This is a genomic window from Bradyrhizobium sp. FW305-F6, assembly GCF_058782905.1.
On the sequence record NZ_JBYSYD010000001.1, the window covers coordinates 189351 to 206378 of the forward strand.

Sequence of the window (17028 nt, forward strand, 5' to 3'; positions counted from 1 at the left end):
TGCACGATCAGGTTCGATCTTGCGTACTTCGGCTCTGCTCCGCGAGCCGCCGCTCGTATTTCTCAGCCAGTGCGAGCAACCGCTTCCTGATGTAAGGGTCCGCCCGGTCCGCCAGTTCGCGGACCAACGCGAGTTGCTCCCGCAGAAACCTTGCGTCCGTCATCTCCGCTCCGAATCAAGTCCGGTGCGGAGTGTGCCGGCTCATGCTGGTCTCGATCGTATCATTTGGTCGTTGCGGCGCGGGACTATTTGAATCCCAGCCGGCGCTCGATCCAGCCCAGGGCGAACAGCACGAACAACGTTACCCCGATGGCTGCTCCGACCAGCAGCCAGGCCCCCAATGCGCAGGCGATGCCGAGGCCGGCCGCAACCCAGACGGTCGCGGCCGTGGTGAGGCCATGAACCGTCTTCGACTTGGCGTCGTGCAGGATGACGCCAGCACCGATGAAGCCGACGCCGCTCAGCACGCCTGTTACGACGCCCTGAATGACCCTCGAGATCGCATCCGGGTGGTCGCGCATGTTCTGGAACTCGATCACGGAGATCGACACCAGCGCCGAGCCGAGAGAGACCAAAGCGAGGGTCCTCATTCCCACCGGCTTGTCGTTCATGTCGCGGTCGATGCCGATCAGCAGGCCCGTTGCGGCCGCGACCAGGAGCCTCAGCACATCATCCAGTTCGTTCATCTAGACTCGCGTTTATCTGGAGGGGCGACGCTTCGCGCGCGTCGGAAATGGATTCGCGAACTTGCTGCCTGGCGCGGCGGAGGTCCAAGCGTCCGTTGGTCGCATGCTGGCCCCGCCCGGTCAGGACCGAGGCGTCATTGCCGCCTGAAGAACGACGACAGCGTCGATCCCGTCGACGCCGCCTCCGGTTTCGCGGTCGTCGCCGGTGCAGGCTGCGCGGCGGGAGCGGGCTCCTCACGCTTGGTGCGTTTCGAGGAGGTGTTGCGGCGGCGCTGCGGCTTCTCGGGCTTCGCGCTCGGCGCGGGCGCAGTGTCGGCTTGCGGGCCGGAATCTTGGCTCGTTTCCGAACCCTTCTCCGGGACTCTGTCCTGAGTTTTCTCTTGCGCCTTGTCCTGCGTTTTTTCTTGCCCCTTGTCCGGACCGCTACGCAGCGAGAGGCGCTGGCCGTCGAACACGGTGGTCTCGCAGGGGCGGCCGCTCTCGGCGAGGCCCGCGCAGAATTTTGCGGCGGCGGCTGCGTTGACCAGGGGGCCGGCCCCGAGGCGAAGCTGCATGCCAAGGCCCGTGGTGCCTTCCTTGATCATGATGATCGGGCGCAGCGCTGCGATCTCCGGGTTGGACTTGGCGAGGCCGCGCCAGAGCGCACGCAGGCCGTCCACGGAGTTGGCGCCGCCGAGATCGATCGCAAAGCGCGTCTGCTGAACCGCAATCGCCGGGGAATCGCTCTCGGCTGCGTCCGCCGGCTTTGCCGCCGCAACGATTTCGGCAGCGGCGGGCGGCTCGGCCTTCTTCTCGGCCGACTCAGGTTGAACCAGCTTCGATGCGGCCGGATCGGGCGGCGCCATCAGAGATTTGGCCGGCACCAGCGGAATGGTCGGCAGCGTTGAATTCATCGCCGGCGGCTGTTGCACCAGCGAAGCGGCGGCCGCGGTTTGCAGCGGCGGGCTCGGGGCCTCCTTCAAGATTTCCTTCGGAGCGTCCTTCTGAGCCTCTTTGGCGGCTTCGCTGCGCGGCTTCTCGTTCGGCGGAGCCGGCGTCGAGACGACCGGCGCGACGCTGGGAGCTGCAGGCGCCGGCGCTGCGTCCTGCGGCTTCGCGGGCTGAAGCGAGGCGGCGGTCTGCCTTGCGATGGAGCCGGTGACGGAATCGAGCCCATGCTCCAGCACGGTGACGCGCGAGTAGAGCCGGTCGCGGTCGCTGTTCAGCGTCTCGATGGCCGCGGCGAGGCGGCGCGCCTCGTTCTGGCTTTCCTTGGTCAGCATCTGGAGCCGGTCGGCCTGCCGCACGAGATCAGCGGACGCGGCCTGGTCACGGCGCCAGCCGAGCTGGGCCTGGTTGGCCATCACCGCAATGACGACAGCACCGACCGCCGCCACACCCCACGAGCCCAGGCGCCACATCATGCGCCGGTCGAACGTGCCTTCCTCGGCCAAAAGTCCGGAGAACAGCCCGCCGGTCTCCTTGGTGCCGAAGGCATCCGCCAGTGGGTCGGAATCCTTTGCCATGTACGTTAAGCGCCCAGCCCTGTCCGGCTTCCCCGAATCAATCGGGGAACATTAACAGGAAAAGCGCACCGCACTTGAATTCCGGGCGTTTGCGGGGGTAGCGGTAGCGTCCGAGGGGCGCTGCGCCTCGCGCCACGCGATTCGGCTCCATCTGACAGGATTTCGATGACCACCCGTTCCAGCCTCACGATCGTGCTCGCCGCCGGCGAAGGCACGCGCATGCGATCGAGCCTGCCGAAGGTGCTGCATCCGGTCGCCCACCAGAGCCTGCTTGCCCATGTGCTGGCGGCGTCCCCCAAGGGAGCCGGCACCTCGCTCGCGGTCGTCGTCGGGCCCGACCATCAGTCCGTGGCCGACGAGGCGCGGCGGATTCGCCCGGACGCGCTCACCTTCGTGCAATCCGAGCGGCTCGGGACCGCACATGCGGTGCTCGCCGCGCGCGATGCGATCGCGCGCGGGGTGGATGATCTCCTCATTGCCTTCGGCGACACGCCGCTGATCTCGGCCGACACATTCGCGCGGCTGCGCGCGCCGCTCGCCAAGGGCGCTGCGATCGCGGCGCTCGGCTTCCGCGCGGCCGATCCGACCGGCTACGGCCGCTTCATCGTCGAAGGCGACCGCCTGGTTGCGATCCGCGAACAGGCCGACGCCAGCGAAGCGGAGCGCAAGATCGACCTGTGCAATGCCGGCGTGATGGCGATCGACGGCCGCCGTGCGCTTGCGATCCTGGACAAGATCGGCAATTCGAATTCCAAGGGCGAATATTATCTGACGGACGCGGTCGAGATCGTCCGCAAGCAGGGATGGGAGTCGGTGGTGATCGAGACCAGCGAGGACGAGGTGCGCGGCATCAACACCAAGGCGCAGCTCGCGGAAGCGGAAAGCGTGATGCAGGCGCGCTTGCGCAAGGCGGCGATGGAGGCCGGCGTGACGCTGATTGCGCCGGAGACGGTGTATCTGTCCGCCGACACCGTGTTCGGCAAGGACGTGACCATCGAGCCGTTCGTGGTGATCGGCCCCGGGGTGTCGATCGCGGACGGCGCGGTGATCCACTCGTTCTCCCACATCGTCGAGACCACGCTCGGCAAGAAGGTCTCGATCGGCCCTTATGCGCGGCTGCGTCCCGGCACCTCGCTCGGCGACGGCGCGCGCATCGGCAATTTCGTGGAGACCAAGGCGGCGACGCTGGAGGCCGGCGTCAAGGTCAACCATCTCTCCTATATCGGCGATGCCACCGTCGGGGCCAATTCCAACATCGGCGCCGGCACCATCACCTGCAACTACGACGGCTTCAAGAAGCACAAGACGGTGATCGGGCAGGGCGCCTTCGTCGGCACCAATTCCTCGCTGGTCGCCCCGGTGACGATCGGCAACGGCGCCTATATCGGCTCGGGCTCGGTAATCACGAAGGATGTGCCCGACGACGCGATGGCGCTGGAGCGGAGCCCGCAGACCATCCGCGACGGCGGCGCGGCGCGCTATCGCGAGATGAAGACGGGCGGCAAGAAGCCGCAGACGTGAGCGGCACTGTTATTCGTCGGCGAATTCGGAGAAGATCGCGCGGGTCAGGCGCCAGCCGCGCGGCTTTGCGCGCTTCACCGGCTCGCCTTCCGGATGCTTCATGAAGACGGGCTTGCTTTCCTTGCCGCGCTGGGGCGGCGGCCAATGCGCGAGGTGCGTGCCCGTGGTCTCGCTGGCACGCACGGACATCGGTGATAGACCTTTGCGGTCGGAAGAGCCTTTCATGGCCTTGTTCTCCTGACCGGAATCGTTGGCCAAATCCGTTGACAACGAGTTAACGCGCGCGGATTAAGATCGGCCAATTCGACGCAGGCGAAGCTCGGATCGGGAGTCAGCGCTGTCTCAATCAGCAATAATTATTGAGTATCTGGTTCCCATCGAATTTCGCTAAAAACCGAACGCGTCGTTTAGGCGATTTTTCGACGATTTGGGGGATAGTGGTCCGCATGTGCGGGATTGTCGGCATTCTCGGGCGCGAGCCGGTTGCAGAGCAATTGGTGGATTCGCTCAAACGTCTCGAATATCGCGGCTATGATTCCGCGGGCGTCGCCACGCTCGAAGGTGCGCGCCTCGAGCGCCGCCGCGCCGAGGGCAAGCTGAAGAATCTGGAGAAGCGGCTGGAAGCCGAGCCGCTTCTGGGCACTACCGGTATCGGTCACACGCGCTGGGCCACCCACGGCAAACCGACCGTCAACAACGCCCATCCGCACGCGACCGAACGAGTCGCCGTGGTCCACAACGGCATCATCGAGAATTTCCGCGAGTTGCGCGAGGAACTCGAGGCGAAGGGTACGGTGTTCCACACCGAGACCGACACCGAGATCGTGCTGCACCTCGTCGACGATCTGCTGGCGCGCGGCAACAAGCCGGTCGAGGCCGTCAAGCTGACGCTGGCCCGCCTGCGCGGCGCCTTCGCGCTCGGCTTCATCTTCGCCGGCGACGACGACCTCCTGATCGGGGCGCGCAACGGCCCGCCGCTCGCGATCGGCTACGGCGACGGCGAGATGTATCTCGGGTCCGACGCCATCGCGCTCGGCCCGTTCACCGACACGATCAGCTATCTCGAGGACGGCGACTGGGTCGTGCTGACCCGCAAGAGCGCCGATATCTTCGACAAGGACGGAAACGCCGTCCAGCGCGACAAGATCAGGCACGCTGCCTCGACCTCGCTGGTCGACAAGGCCAATTATCGCCACTTCATGGCCAAGGAGATTCACGAGCAGCCTGAAGTGGTCGGCCACACGCTGGCGCGCTATGTCGACATGGCGACGGAGCGGGTCTCGCTGCCCGTCAAGCTGCCGTTCGACTTCAGTGATATCCGTCGCATCAACATCACGGCGTGCGGTACCGCGAGCTATGCCGGCTTCGTCGCAAAATACTGGTTCGAGCGCTTTGCGCGCGTCCCGGTCGAGGTGGATGTCGCCTCCGAGTTCCGCTACCGCGAGGCGCCCTTGCGCAAGGGCGACCTGGCCATCTTCATCTCGCAATCCGGCGAGACCGCCGACACGCTGGCGGCGCTGCGCTACGCCAAGGCGGAAGGCGTGCACACGATCGCCGTCGTCAACGTGCCGACCTCGACGATCGCGCGCGAGAGCGAGACCGTGCTGCAGACGCTCGCCGGACCCGAGATCGGCGTCGCCTCGACCAAGGCTTTCACCTGCCAGCTCATGGTGTTGGCGAGCCTTGCAATTGCGGCCGGCAAGGCGCGCAGCGAGTTGTCGGACGAGGACGAGACCAAGCTGGTCCATGGTCTCGTCGAGGTCCCGCGCCTGATGGCGGATGCGCTCACGATCGAGCCCCAGATCGAGAAGCTCGCGCACCGCATCGCCAAGTCGCGCGACGTGCTCTATCTCGGCCGCGGCACCAGTTTTCCGCTGGCGCTCGAAGGAGCCCTGAAGCTGAAGGAGATCTCCTACATCCACGCCGAAGGCTACGCCGCCGGCGAGCTCAAGCACGGGCCGATCGCGCTGATCGATGAGACCATGCCGGTCGTCGTCATCGCGCCCTACGACCGCGTGTTCGAGAAGACGGTCTCCAACATGCAGGAGGTCGCCGCGCGCGGCGGCAACATCATCCTGATGACGGACGCCAAGGGCGCTGCGGAGGCGACGGTCGAGTCCCTGGTCACCATCGTCATGCCCGACATGGCGGCGGCGTTCACGCCGATGGTCTACGCCGTCCCCGTGCAGCTGCTCGCCTATCACACCGCTGTCGTGATGGGCACCGACGTCGACCAGCCGCGCAACCTCGCCAAATCGGTGACCGTGGAATAGGCAGAACGGACTTCGGTCGGTCGCTTCGTGGTCTTCCAAAACCTGCTAGAAGACCCTAGCTTGTTGCTAGCGACCGACCTGGAACCCGAATGACCCCCCGCGACGACGCGCCTGCGCCTCTTGATCCCGTCCCGGAACCGCATACCGGCCTGATGGGCCGCTTCCGCAATTATTTCCTGACCGGCCTCGTCGTGACCGGGCCGATTGCGATCACGCTTTATCTGGTCTGGTGGTTCGTCACCTGGGTCGACGGCGTGGTGCGGCCGTTCGTGCCGCTCGCCTACCGGCCCGAAACCTATCTGCCCTACGTCATTCCGGGCTGGGGACTGATTGTCGCGTTCTTCACGCTGACCTTGGTCGGATTCCTTGCGGCCAATCTGATTGGCCGGACGCTGGTCGACCTCGGCGAGACGTTTCTCGGCCGGATCCCCGCCGTGCGGGCAATCTACCGCGGGCTGAAACAGGTGTTCGAGACGCTGTTCTCCGGCAAGGGCTCGAGCTTCCGCAAAGTCGGCCTGGTCGAGTTTCCTTCGCCCGGCATGTGGTCGATCGTGCTGATCTCGCAATCGCCGAGCGAGGACGTCGCGCGCAGCCTGCCCGGGCAGGAGGAGCATGTCTCGGTGTTTCTGCCGTGCTCGCCCAACCCGACGACAGGCTTCTTCTTCTATGTTCCCAAGAGCAAGATCGTCGAGGTCGATCTTTCCGCCGAGGAGGCTGCGACGCTGATCATGTCGGCGGGCGTGGTGCAGCCGGGCTCGACGCCCGATCCGAAGAAGGCGGCCGCGCTTGCGGGCATGGCCAATGCTGCGCGCATCGCCAATGCCTCCACGCTCAAGCCCGAGCCTGCGAAGGCGGAGTAGGGCCATTCCGTCGCTGGATGGCCGTCTTCACGCAGGCGTTCGCGTCCTCTGCTAGTCTCCGGCTCGACCGAGCGCGTCGCTCGGAATTCGACCTGGAGTGCAAGATGTCCGAAACGACGTCAAAGACCGTCGCGATCCTCGCGCCCGGAGCGATGGGCAGCGCCGTGGCGCGCCGGCTCACCGAGAACGGCGCACGCGTGCTGACGTCGCTGCAGGGGAGGAGCGAAGCGACGCGCAAACGCGCGGAGGCCGCCGGCATGATCGATGCCGAAGACGATGCGATCGCGGACGCCGACATCATTCTTTCGATCGTGCCGCCGGGCGAGGCCGTTGTGCTCGCCGAGCGGCTGGCGGCGCTGGTCGTTCAGCGCGCGAAGAAGCCCATCGTGGTCGATTGCAACGCGGTCAATGTCGACACGGTGCAACGGATCGAGGAGATCATCGGCTCGGCCCAGGCTCCGTTCGTCGATGCCGGCATCATCGGCTTTCCGCCGCAGCCGGGCGGCAAGGGCCCGGCCTTCTACCTGTCGGGCGAGCACGCCAGCAACGTCGCCGTGCTGAAGGAGCTCGGTCTCGATGTGCGGATCGTCGAAGGCCCGGTCGGCGCGGCCTCCGCGCTGAAAATGTCCTACGCCGGCATCGTCAAGGGCCTCGCCGGCATCGGCTCGGCGATGGTGATCGCGGCGACGAAGGCGGGCGCGGCCGATGCGCTCCGCGACGAGCTCGCGCTGAGCCAGCCCGCGATCCTGGCGCGACTTGAAGTGGCGCTGCCTGACATGATTCCGAAGGCCTACCGGTGGGTTGCGGAGATGCGGGAAATTTCCGGATTCCTCGGGCCCGATCATCCCGCCAGCCAGATCTACGAGGGCTTTGCGCGCTGGTTCGAGCATCTGGCCGAGGATGCCAAGGGGGATGCGGTGGATGTGGGGCTGATGAAGGCGTTCGCAGAAACGAGTGCGACGAAGAAAGTCTAGCTGTCGGCCTCTTGCAATCGGCTTGCTGTTCCAAGAGGGCAATGGCTGAATGGCCGGCGCATGCCATGGGAGTTCGAATGAGAGTGCTGGTGATCGGCGCAGGGGCGCTCGGAGGCTATTACGGGGCTTGCCTCGTCCGGGCAGACCGCGACGTGACCTTTCTGGTGCGCGAGAAACGGGCCAAGCAATTGCGGCAACAAGACCTGCAGGTCGTGAGCCCGCACGGCGATTTCGTGGTGCAGCCGAAGATCCTGCTGGCCGGCGATCTCAGGGATCCGTTCGACGTCGTGCTCGTCGGCGTGAAGGCCTACTCGCTCGACGACGCAATGAGCCAATTTGCGCCCGCCGTCGGTCCCGGCACGATGATCCTGCCGATCCTGAACGGGTTGAAACATCTCGACGCTCTCACCGCCAGGTTCGGCGCCGCTCGCGTCCTCGGCGGCCTCGCCAATGTCAGTGCCGGGCTCGACGCGGACGGCCGTGTCGTTCAGTTCATGGCCAATCAGACGATCGTCTTCGGCGAGATCGAGGGGGAATTGATCGAACGTGCGTTGCACTGGAAGCGCTGCTCCAGGTTCCCGGCATCGACGTGCGCGCCAGCGAAGCGATCATGCAGGACATGTGGGAGAAGTTCGTGCAGCTCTCGACGCTCGCTGGCATCACCTGCCTGATGCGCGCGAGCATCGGCGACATCCTGGCTGTGCCCGAGGGCGAGCAGTCGATTTTCCGCCTGTTTGCTGAGTGCTGCGCCGTCGCGACGGCTTCAGGCTTTGAGCCACGCGCGCCGTTCATCGAGTTCGACCGCAAGCTCTTCACCACCCTGGATTCGCCGCTGAAGGCCTCGATGCTGCGCGACATCGAGCGCGGCTCGGTCACCGAATCCGAGCACATCCTGGGCGACATGGCCCGCCGCGCCCGTGCGCTCGGCATCGACTCGCCCGTGCTGGATCTGGCGCGGGCGCATGTGGCGGCTTACGAAGTGGGGCGGCGACGGGCGGCAGGCTAACCCGCCCCGATCAAGGGGATCGCTTCGTCCCGTTCGTAAAGATACAGCAAGCACCGCAACGCTTCGCCGCGTTCGCCCTTCAGCTTCGGATCGTCCTTCAGGATCCGCAGCGCTTCGTCTCTGGCCTGGGCGATCAGCTGGCCGTGCACCTCCGGACGCGCAATGCGGTAGCCGGGCAGGCCGCTCTGGCGCACCCCCAGGACGTCGCCTTCGCCGCGCAGCTTGAGATCTTCCTCGGCGATCCGAAAACCGTCGGCGGTCTCGCGGATCACTTTCAGCCGAGCCTTCGACATTTCGCCGAGCGGCTCGCCATAGAGCAGGATGCAGGTGGACGCTTCCGAGCCGCGGCCGATGCGGCCGCGCAGCTGATGCAGCTGGGCAAGGCCGAAGCGCTCTGCATTCTCGATCACCATGATGGTGGCGGCGGGCACGTCGACGCCGACCTCCACGACCGTCGTCGCCACCAGCAGCCCGATCTCGTGGGCGGCGAACTCGCCCATGACGCGATCTTTTTCCGTGCCCTTCATCTGGCCGTGGACGAGACCGACGCGGTGGCCGAAGCGCTTTTGCAGCGTCTCGAAACGCTTGGTCGCGTTGGTGAGGTGCTCGGTGCCCTCGGCCTCGGATTCATCCACCAGCGGGCAGATCCAGTAGACCAGCTTGCCGGCTTCGAGCGCGCGGCCGACACCTTCCATGACCTCGCTGATGCGGCTCATCGGCACCGTGCGGGTATCGATGGGCTGGCGGCCGGCGGGCTTCTCGCGCAGTTCCGAGATGTCCATGTCGCCGAAGTAAGTCAGCACCAGCGTGCGCGGGATCGGTGTGGCGCTGAGCACCAGCACGTCGACGGCTTCGCCCTTGGACGTCAGCGCGAGGCGTTCGCGCACGCCGAAGCGATGCTGCTCGTCCACGATGGCGAGCGCCAGATCCTTGAATATCACATCGTCCTGGATCAGCGCATGGGTGCCGACCAGAAGATCAATCTCGCCGTCGGCGAGCCGATTGATGATCTCGCGCCGCTCCTTGCCCTTCTCGCGGCCGGTGAGGATCGCGACGCGCATGCCGGCGCGCTCGGCGAGCGGGACGATGGTCTTGATGTGCTGGCGCGCCAGGATCTCGGTCGGCGCCATCAGCGCGGCCTGCTTGCCGACTTCGGCCACCGCCGCGGCAGCCAGCAGCGCGACCACGGTCTTGCCGGAGCCGACGTCGCCCTGGAGCAGGCGCAGCATGCGCACCGGCTGCTTCAGGTCCTCGGCAATGGCCGCCGCAGCGTTGCGCTGGGACGGTGTCAGCGCGTACGGAAGGGCGTCGATGATCTTGTGGCGCAGGTGTCCGTCGCCGGCATTGCGCACGCCGGCCGGCCGGCGCAGCTGCGCGCGGATCAAGGCGAGCGCGAGCTGGCCGGCCAGCAGCTCGTCAAAGGCGAGGCGCGACCAGAACGGCTGGTCCGGCAGAATGTCCGTCAGCTCGACCGGCTGGTGCACGCGATTGAGCGCGTCCGCGATTGGCGGGAACTGGCAGCGACGCAGCACCTCCGGGCTGATCCATTCCGGCAAGGCGGGTAGCTTCAGCAGCGCCTGTGCGATCGCGCGGCGGAGCGAGCCGAGCGCGAGGCCTTCGGTCAGCGGATAGACCGGATCGATGCCCGACAGCTTCGAAATCGCCTCCTCGTCCAGCACGCGATCGGGATGCACGATCTGCGGGATGCCGTCATACATCTGCAGCGTGCCGGAGACGTAACGCTTCTCGCCGACCGGCAGGAGCTTCTCGACATAGCCCGGCTTGGCGCGGAAGAAGGTCAGCACGACGTCGCCGGTGTCGTCGCTGGCATAGACCACATACGGCGCGCGCGAATTGCGCGGCGGGGGCGGGCGGTGACGGTCGACGGTCACCTCAAGCGTCACCATGGTGCCTTGAACCGCGTCGCTGATTTTCGGCCGGGCGCGGCGGTCGATGACCTGGCTCGGCAGATGCAGCAGCAGGTCGACCAGCCGCGGCGTGTCGCTGCGGCTGAGCAGGTACTGCAGCAGCTTGTCCTGCTTCGGACCAACGCCGGGCAGGCTGGTCACGGGGGCAAACAGCGGATTGAGCAGGCTGGGGCGCATTCTTCGAATCTAGAACCGTTCGCTGCCGTGATGGCCAGTTTTGTACGGGACGTCCACGGCTTTATTCCGTCCGGCCGGTGAGGCGCGGTTGGACCGGTGGAGTGCTGATCCAGCCGCGATTTGCGCTAGGCGGCACGAAACGCTGTGCCTTTGAACCGCTTGACCGGCTGGCCGCGCTCGAACTGATCGTGTGCGGCATGCGCCTCGCTGCGGGCGGCGATCGCGGCCAGCTCGCCTTGCAGCCTGAGCAAGGCGTCCAGCCGCTGCAATGCCAGCGCCTTGTTCCGATGCTGCGATCGTTCCTCCCGCGCCACGACTGCGAGCCCGCTCGGAACGTGGATCGCCCGCACGGCGCTTTCGGTCTTGTTCTGGTGCTGTCCGCCCGGGCCCCCGGCACGGAAGGCCTCGAAGCGAACATCCCCGGCGTTGATCGCCTGCGGCGCCTCAGGCAGCGCAGGAAGCTCGACGACGCCGATGAACCAGTTCTTGCGCTTGTGATGCGGCCTCAGCGGGCTCTGCGCAGTCCATTGGACTGCGCCGATCCAGGGCCGCGCGAAGGCGGCCGCGCCTTCGCCGTGGACGACGACGACCGCCGATGCCGGGCCGTGCTTGTCGGGGCGGGGGCCTTCGAGATGGTCGGTATCGAAGCCAAGCGCGGTCGCTTCGGCGATGAGCGCTGCAACGGCATTCGCGACCGCGATCCGGCACTCCGCCGGACCGCGTCCGCTGGTGAACAGGAGGCGGATCATCGGCGATCCTCCCGCCAGCTCTTGTCGCGCTTGCCGCCCGCCGCGGCGCTCGACTGACCCTTCTTGAAGGTCAGCAGCGGCCGGAAGGTGGCCACTACGCGCACGAGGCCGAACTCCACGAGATCGGCGATGACGCGCTCGATGCTCTTGTAGGCGTCGGGCGCTTCCTCCGCGAGCAGGCCGCGATCGCCACAGACGACGATACCGCCGAACGGGTTGCGTTCCAGCCTGGCAATGTCCGACTTCTTGACCCGGACGCGACCGTGCATGGACGCTCGGTCGTACTTGCGGCCCGCGCCGTGCGCGAGCGATGCCAGCGCTTCGGGCTGCATGTCCGCCGAAGGTTCGACCAGATAGGACAGTGTTCCGCGCGACCCCGGCACCGGCACCAACCCGCGATCGGCCGCCGCCGCGCCCTTGCGATGCAGCGCCAGCACATCGCCAGCGGCGCTGGGCCGGCACTCGACCATGTTGTGGGCGAGGTCGCTCACCGGACGCACACCGGCGCGTGCGGCTTCTCCGGTCCGCTCTGCGATGATGCGGCGATTGAGCTTCGCCCATCTCACGGCGCGATCGTGGTCCATCAGGTAGGCGTTTGCCGCGTCGCTGCCGATTGACAGGGACGGTTGTCCGCCCTGCAGGGCCCGCTCCAGGATCGAGAAACCGAGGCCCCGCGAGCCCGAGTGAACCAGGACATAGGCCAGGTTCCGCTCGAGGCCGGCGCGTGCGGCTGCAACCGGCTCCAGGATCTCGTCGATGGCCTGGAGCTCGCAGAAATGGTTGCCGCCGCCGATGCTGCCGAGCGCGGCATCAAAGGCGGTGGTGCCAAGGTCTGAGTCCGCGAGCGCGTTCTCCACTTTGCCGTCCCAGGGCTGGTCGAGCGCGTGCATGCGTTCGGCCAGATGGTCGAGCCGCAGCTTGCGGGCGGCGACGTCGAGTTCGAACAGGCCCATGCCGCAGCCGATGTCGGAGCCGACCAGCTGCGGATGAATGCGATCCGAGAGTATGGCGCAGCCGACCGGACCATATTTGCCTGGATGGAGATCAGGCATGGCGGCGACCGCGCGGACGCCGGGGAGGCCGGCGACCTGTTCCAGTTGAAGTGTTGAATTGCCTTCGATCCATGATTTGGACGAGGCGAAGATGTGGATCGGCGCGCGGCCGTCCACGTTGGGAAACGTGCCCATTGAAAGCTTTCAGAGGATAGGGGTCGTCGGCACGCGCAAGGCGCGTGGTTTCCCTAACGGCGCGGCCAACGCACGCGCAGTTTAGGCGATGCCCTCGACGGGGCGGCGAGACATGAACGTCATCGAGCCTTCTCCCTCATGATCGCGCCAAGCGGCGCCGGATCGGGGCAGACACATAGCGGCGAAAGCGAGAAGCCGCAAGCCACAGGCGATGTGCTTCCGGCGACAAAAGGCTGCTGACATTTGCAGGTGCAGGGCCTATATCAGCCCCGCCCGGCACGTCCGGGCTTTCTGCGTTTGACTGGATCTGAGACATGACGGGAACGACACGATCGAGCGAAGGGCTGGACGACCGCCGCAAGCGGCTTCTGTTCCGCTGCTGGCATCGCGGCACGCGCGAGATGGATTTGATCCTCGGCCGCTTCGCGGATGCCGAGATCGGCAACCTGTCCGACGCCGAGCTGGACGAACTCGAGCGCCTGCTCGAAGTCAACGATCCCGATCTCTATGCCGCCATCAGCGGCGACAAGGTGCTGCCGGCTGACGTCGCCGGCGCGCTGTTTGCCCGCATCAAGGCGTTTCCGATCACGGACGGCAATCTATGAAGCCTGGGATGAAGTCGCCGGCGGAGCTGCTCACGCCCGGCCGCGCGCTGACGCTTGCCAATGTCGCGGAGGGCGCGGAAGGGCTCGTGGTCTCCGATCTCGCGCGCGCCATCGCGGCGCGGCCGAAGAAGCCGGCGGTCAGCCTCGCCGTGGTCTGCCGCGACGGCGGGCGCATGCAGTCGCTCGAACGCGCACTTAGGTTCTTCGCGCCCGATCTGCCGGTGCTGACCTTTCCGGCCTGGGATTGCCAGCCCTATGACCGCGTCTCGCCGCATGGGGGCATTCTCGCGCAGCGCCTGACCACGCTGGCGCGGCTGGCTTCGCTCACCGGCAGCGACAAGCCGCTGATCGTGCTGACGACGGTGAACGCCGCGGTGCAGCGCGTGCCCGCGCGCGAACTCGTGGCGGCGCAGGCGCTGTCGGTCGCCCCCGGCAACGTGGTGCCGATGGACACCGTCGTCGCCTGGCTGGAACACAACGGCTACAACCGCTCCTCCACCGTGCGCGAGCCCGGCGAATACGCCGTGCGCGGCGGCATCCTCGACCTGTTTCCGGCCGGCCTCGACCAGCCCGTTCGCTTCGACTTTTTCGGCGACAGCCTGGAATCGATCCGTTCGTTCGATGCCGAGACGCAGCGCACGCTGCTCGACATGCGTTCGCTCGACCTCGTGCCGGTGTCCGAGTTCCAGCTCGTCACCGACACCATCCGCCGTTTTCGCATGGGCTATGTCGCCGAATTCGGCGCGCCCGAGCGCGACGATGCGCTGTACGAGGCGGTCAGCGAAGGCCGCCGCCATCCGGGCATGGAGCACTGGCTGCCGCTGTTCCAGGACCGCATGGACACGCTGTTCGACTATCTGCAAGGCGCGGCCGTCGCAATCGAGCCGCAGGCCGAGGACGCCGTCCGCGAGCGCTTCAAGCAGATCCTCGACTATTACGAAGCGCGGCGCGAGGCGATGGAGCATCCCAGCGGGGGCGCCATCTACAAGCCGCTGCCGCCTGACCGGCTCTATCTGACCGAGGAGGAATGGGGCAAGCGGCTCGGCGATGTCCCGCTGGCGCGGCTGACGCCGTTCTCGGTGCCGACCGATGGAACGAGCGTCGTCGATGCTGGTGCGCGCAAGGGCCGCGATTTTGCGCCGGAACGCAACGACACCAATGTCAACGTGTTCGAAGCCGTCGTGGCGCATGTGATGGCCTTGCAGGCCCAGCGCAAGAAGGTCGTGATCGCACTGTGGACCGAAGGCTCGCGCGACCGCATGAATTCGATGCTGCGCGACCACAAGCTCGCCCACACCACCAGCGTCAACACCTGGCGCACCGTGCTCGCGACGCCGCGCAACGAGACCATGCTCGCCGTACTCGGCCTCGAAAGCGGCTTCGAGACCGACGAGATCGCGCTCATCAGCGAGCAGGATATTCTCGGCGACCGCCTGGTGCGGCCGCGCAAGGCCAGCCGCAAGCTCGACAATTTCATCTCGGAGGTGACGAGCCTGACCGCCGGCGACATCGTCGTCCACGTCGACCACGGTATCGGCCGCTTCATCGGTCTGCAGACTCTCGATGTTGCCGGCGCGCCGCATGACTGTCTGGAGCTGCATTATGCCGCCGAGACCAAACTGTTCCTGCCGGTCGAGAACATCGAGCTTCTGTCGCGCTACGGATCCGACCAAACGACGGTCGAGCTGGACAAGCTCGGCGGCTCCGGCTGGCAGACCCGAAAAGCAAAGCTGAAGAACCGCATCCGCGAGATCGCGGGCGAGCTGATCAAGATCGCCGCCGAACGCATGCTGCACGAGGCGCCGAAGCTGCCGGTGCAGCAGGGCCTCTACGATGAATTCTGCGCGCGCTTCCCCTATGACGAGACCGAGGACCAGCTGGGCGCGATCGAGTCCACGCTGAAGGACCTCGAAAAGGGGCGGCCGATGGACCGGCTGATCTGCGGCGACGTCGGCTTCGGCAAGACCGAGGTGGCGCTGCGTGCCGCCTTCGCCGTGGCGCTGGACGGCAAGCAGGTCGCGGTGGTGGTGCCGACCACGCTGCTGGCGCGCCAGCATTACAGGACGTTCAGCGAGCGCTTCAAGGGCTTCCCGGTCAACGTCGCCCAGGCCTCGCGGCTGATCCCGACCAAGCAGCTCAACGAGGTCAAGAAAGGCCTCACCGACGGCTCGGTCGACATCGTCGTGGGCACCCACGCGCTGCTCGGCAAGGCGATCAAGTTCCGCGACCTTGGCCTCCTCATCGTCGACGAGGAGCAGCATTTCGGCGTCAGCCATAAGGAGCGGCTGAAGGCGTTGCGCGCCGAGGTGCACGTGCTGACGCTGTCGGCGACGCCGATCCCGCGCACGCTGCAATTGGCGCTGACCGGCGTCCGCGAGCTCTCGATCATCGCTTCGCCTCCGGTCGATCGGCTGGCGGTGCGCACCTTCGTCGCCCCGCACGATCCGCTGATGATCCGCGAGGCGCTCTTGCGCGAGCGCTATCGCGGCGGCCAGGCCTTCTACGTGGTGCCGCGCATCGACGATCTCGCCGAGGTCAAGGATTTCCTCGACAAGAACGTGCCGGAGATGAAGGTCGCAGTCGCGCACGGCCAGATGCCGCCCGCCGTGATCGAGGACATCATGACCGCGTTCTACGACGGCAAGTTCGACATCCTCCTGTCGACCACGATCGTGGAGTCCGGTCTCGACATTCCCAACGCCAACACGCTGATCGTGCATCGCGCCGACATGTTCGGCCTGGCCCAGCTTTATCAATTGCGCGGCCGCGTCGGCCGCTCCAAGCTGCGCGCCTATGCGCTGTTCACGCTGCCGGCGCAGCAGAAGATCACGGCGCAGGCCGAGCGCCGGCTCACCGTGCTGCAATCGCTGGAGACGCTGGGCGCCGGCTTCCAGCTCGCCTCGCACGACCTCGACATCCGCGGCGCCGGCAATCTCCTCGGCGAAGAGCAGTCCGGCCACATCAAGGAGGTTGGCTTCGAGCTCTATCAGTCGATGCTGGAGGAGGCGATCGTCAACCTCAAGGCCGGCGTCTCCGAGCCCGCCGCCGACCGCTGGTCGCCGTCGATCACCATCGGCATGCCTGTGCTGATTCCGGAGGACTATGTCGGAGACCTCTCGGTGCGGCTGTCGCTGTACCGGCGGCTCGCCGATCTCGACAGCGAGGAGGAGATCGAGAATTTCGGCGCCGAGATGCGCGACCGTTTCGGCGTGCTGCCGGACGAGGTGCGCTATCTGTTCAAGGTCGCCGCGATCAAGGCATTCTGCCGCAGGGCCAATGTCGAGAAGATCGACGCCGGCCCGAAGGGCGCTGTCATCGTCTTCCGCGACAATTCCTTCGCCTATCCCGATCGCCTCGTGACCTTCATCCGCAGCTACGGCCAGGCCGCCAAGGTGAGGCCCGACATGAAGGTGGTGTTCCTGCAGGACTGGGAAACGCCGGAGGAGCGCCTCGCCGGCACCACGGAGATCATGCGGCAGCTGGCGCAGCTCGCGGAGAGCAAGAAGGCGGCTTAGGAAAGGCGAGATATCCTAGGGTGGGCAAAGGCGCTCTTGCGC

At 66.4% G+C, this 17028-nt stretch carries 12 protein-coding genes and 1 pseudogene; 7 read left to right on the forward strand and 6 right to left on the reverse strand.

Annotated elements, in window-relative coordinates:
* Positions 1–245: 245 nt before the first annotated feature.
* Together AC3WLX_RS00955 and AC3WLX_RS00960 are read right to left on the reverse strand one after the other, a co-directional pair.
* Positions 246–686 carry an MgtC/SapB family protein gene (locus AC3WLX_RS00955; RefSeq protein WP_492334377.1) on the reverse strand — a complete coding sequence of 147 codons (441 nt, stop codon included), beginning with the start codon at positions 684–686 and terminating at the stop codon, positions 246–248.
* A gap of 134 nt (positions 687–820) precedes the next feature.
* On the reverse strand, positions 821–2191 hold the full coding sequence (locus AC3WLX_RS00960; protein ID WP_492334378.1) for a hypothetical protein: 1371 nt from the start codon (positions 2189–2191) through the stop codon (positions 821–823).
* A 165-nt stretch (positions 2192–2356) separates the two neighbouring features.
* Here AC3WLX_RS00960 and glmU point away from each other — a divergent pair, with 165 nt between their 5' ends.
* A complete protein-coding gene (gene glmU, locus AC3WLX_RS00965) occupies positions 2357–3712 on the forward strand; it encodes a bifunctional UDP-N-acetylglucosamine diphosphorylase/glucosamine-1-phosphate N-acetyltransferase GlmU (RefSeq protein ID WP_492334379.1) in 1356 nt (451 codons plus the stop codon).
* 9 nt (positions 3713–3721) lie between these two features.
* On the opposite strand, the gene AC3WLX_RS00970 is transcribed toward glmU, so the two are convergent.
* Positions 3722–3937: a hypothetical protein gene (locus AC3WLX_RS00970; protein WP_291629606.1), complete on the reverse strand. Its 216-nt coding sequence runs from the start codon at positions 3935–3937 to the stop codon at positions 3722–3724.
* Positions 3938–4158: 221 nt separating this feature from the next.
* On the opposite strand from AC3WLX_RS00970, the gene glmS reads away from it, so the two are divergent.
* The 4 genes and pseudogenes from glmS (at position 4159) to panE (ending at position 8825) form a co-directional block, all read left to right on the forward strand.
* Entirely contained in the window at positions 4159–5985 is a 1827-nt protein-coding gene (gene glmS / locus AC3WLX_RS00975; RefSeq protein WP_492334380.1) for a glutamine--fructose-6-phosphate transaminase (isomerizing), read from the forward strand.
* Between the two features lie 89 nt (positions 5986–6074).
* The gene (locus AC3WLX_RS00980; protein WP_492334381.1) at positions 6075–6845 is read left to right on the forward strand and encodes a DUF502 domain-containing protein; all 771 of its coding nucleotides are present in this window, start codon (positions 6075–6077) and stop codon (positions 6843–6845) included.
* A 17-nt stretch (positions 6846–6862) separates the two neighbouring features.
* Positions 6863–7819 (forward strand): NAD(P)-dependent oxidoreductase, encoded by a 957-nt coding sequence (locus AC3WLX_RS00985; RefSeq protein ID WP_492334382.1) that lies wholly within the window; start codon positions 6863–6865, stop codon positions 7817–7819.
* Positions 7820–7896: 77 nt separating this feature from the next.
* A pseudogene (gene panE, locus AC3WLX_RS00990) lies at positions 7897–8825 on the forward strand (2-dehydropantoate 2-reductase).
* Here the strand turns inward: panE and recG are convergent.
* The 3 genes from recG to AC3WLX_RS01005 form a co-directional block, all read right to left on the reverse strand.
* Positions 8822–10930, reverse strand: coding sequence for an ATP-dependent DNA helicase RecG (recG, locus tag AC3WLX_RS00995; protein WP_492334383.1), 2109 nt, complete (start codon positions 10928–10930; stop codon positions 8822–8824). The pseudogene panE and the gene recG sit on opposite strands and share 4 nt — an antisense overlap.
* Positions 10931–11055: 125 nt before the next feature.
* Positions 11056–11679, reverse strand: coding sequence for a peptide chain release factor H (gene prfH, locus AC3WLX_RS01000; RefSeq protein ID WP_492334384.1), 624 nt, complete (start codon positions 11677–11679; stop codon positions 11056–11058).
* On the reverse strand, positions 11676–12848 hold the full coding sequence (locus AC3WLX_RS01005) for an RNA ligase RtcB family protein (protein WP_492334385.1): 1173 nt from the start codon (positions 12846–12848) through the stop codon (positions 11676–11678). The genes prfH and AC3WLX_RS01005 overlap by 4 nt, the downstream gene beginning before the upstream one ends.
* 332 nt (positions 12849–13180) lie before the next feature.
* Between AC3WLX_RS01005 and AC3WLX_RS01010 the strand changes: the two genes are divergently transcribed.
* Together AC3WLX_RS01010 and mfd are read left to right on the forward strand one after the other, a co-directional pair.
* The gene (locus tag AC3WLX_RS01010) at positions 13181–13471 is read left to right on the forward strand and encodes an FAD assembly factor SdhE (RefSeq protein WP_492334386.1); all 291 of its coding nucleotides are present in this window, start codon (positions 13181–13183) and stop codon (positions 13469–13471) included.
* The gene (mfd, locus tag AC3WLX_RS01015) at positions 13468–16986 is read left to right on the forward strand and encodes a transcription-repair coupling factor (protein WP_492334387.1); all 3519 of its coding nucleotides are present in this window, start codon (positions 13468–13470) and stop codon (positions 16984–16986) included. The genes AC3WLX_RS01010 and mfd overlap by 4 nt, the downstream gene beginning before the upstream one ends.
* Positions 16987–17028: the final 42 nt, after the last annotated feature.

Coding starts and splice junctions, on each gene's coding strand:
- recG (WP_492334383.1), bottom strand. CDS start 10,930: ATGCGCCCCAGCCTGCTCAATCCGCTGTTTGCCCCCGTGACCAGCCTG.
- AC3WLX_RS01010 (WP_492334386.1), top strand. CDS start 13,181: ATGACGGGAACGACACGATCGAGCGAAGGGCTGGACGACCGCCGCAAG.
- AC3WLX_RS00955 (WP_492334377.1), bottom strand. CDS start 686: ATGAACGAACTGGATGATGTGCTGAGGCTCCTGGTCGCGGCCGCAACG.
- prfH (WP_492334384.1), bottom strand. CDS start 11,679: ATGATCCGCCTCCTGTTCACCAGCGGACGCGGTCCGGCGGAGTGCCGG.
- glmS (WP_492334380.1), top strand. CDS start 4,159: ATGTGCGGGATTGTCGGCATTCTCGGGCGCGAGCCGGTTGCAGAGCAA.
- AC3WLX_RS00960 (WP_492334378.1), bottom strand. CDS start 2,191: ATGGCAAAGGATTCCGACCCACTGGCGGATGCCTTCGGCACCAAGGAG.
- glmU (WP_492334379.1), top strand. CDS start 2,357: ATGACCACCCGTTCCAGCCTCACGATCGTGCTCGCCGCCGGCGAAGGC.
- AC3WLX_RS00970 (WP_291629606.1), bottom strand. CDS start 3,937: ATGAAAGGCTCTTCCGACCGCAAAGGTCTATCACCGATGTCCGTGCGT.
- AC3WLX_RS00985 (WP_492334382.1), top strand. CDS start 6,863: ATGGCCGTCTTCACGCAGGCGTTCGCGTCCTCTGCTAGTCTCCGGCTC.
- mfd (WP_492334387.1), top strand. CDS start 13,468: ATGAAGCCTGGGATGAAGTCGCCGGCGGAGCTGCTCACGCCCGGCCGC.
- AC3WLX_RS00980 (WP_492334381.1), top strand. CDS start 6,075: ATGACCCCCCGCGACGACGCGCCTGCGCCTCTTGATCCCGTCCCGGAA.